The following is a 994-nucleotide window of genomic DNA, read 5'->3' on the forward strand; positions in this document are numbered from 1 at the left end:
CGCCCGACCCCCTCCCCAAGACGCGCAAGGTGACGATCGCGACCGGAACGCTGAGCGCGGAGTATGTCGCCCCGCTCGAAGTCGCCCTGGAAAAGGGCGAGTTCAAGAAGGAGGGCCTGGACGTCACCCTCAAGGTCCTGCCGACCCCGGACGCGTTGCCCCTGCTCGCCAAGGGCGACATAGACGCGATGTGGGCGGCCCCGGAGGCCGCCGTCATGAACGGCGTCGAGGGCGGCTTCGACATCAAGTGGGTCGCCGGGAACTTCTCACCCGACCCCGAGTCGAAGAGCGGCCTGTGGGTCAAGCTGAAGAAGGGCGAGGCGGCGGCCGACGTCCGGATGGCGGGCCGCAGGATGGGCACGATGATCGGCAAGGGCTCGGTGATCGCGTACCCCATGGAGAAGGCCCTCGCGACCCACGGCGGCGGCCTGGACAAGATCCAGTACCAGCAACTCGGCTCCGCCGACGTCCTCACCGCCCTCCAGAACGGCGGCGTCGACTCGGCCTGGCTCCTCGACCCGGTCTGGCGCCAGGTCGACGACAACCCCGCGTACGCCTTCCTGGGCGGCCAGCCCCTCGGCGAGCCCCTGGGCGGCATGCTCTACGGCCGCACGCTCCTGAACGACGACGTGGACGCCGGCGTGGCCCTCCTCCGGGCCTACATCCGCACGGTGAACACGTACTTCGCGGCCGACTACAAGAGCGACCCGACCTTCACCGCATACCTCGCGAAACTCCTGAAGACAGACGAGTCGGTCCTGAGATCGACCCCGTCCCTGACCATGGACTGGGAGATCCGCGCGGGCACGACGACCCGACTACAGGCCGCGTACAAGGCGGCAGGCGTCTCGAAGGGCCCCGCACTTCCGGAATCCCGCACCGTGGACCGCTCGCTGTACGAGGAGGCGGTGGGCCACCAACCGTAGAAACACCGAGGGCCGGAACCCTTTCGGGTTCCGGCCCTCGGCCTTCAGTAGCGGGGACAGGATTTGAA

At 68.5% G+C, this 994-nt stretch carries 1 protein-coding gene; it reads left to right on the forward strand.

What is annotated here, in order from left to right; genetic code table 11:
- The coding region (locus JHN63_RS51390) for an ABC transporter substrate-binding protein (RefSeq protein WP_200691989.1) at window positions 1-926 on the forward strand (926 nt) is incomplete at its 5' end.
- Between the last annotated feature and the right edge of the window lie 68 nt (window positions 927-994).

It is taken from the genome of Streptomyces sp. MBT65, assembly GCF_016612545.1.
GTDB lineage: Bacteria > Actinomycetota > Actinomycetes > Streptomycetales > Streptomycetaceae > Streptomyces.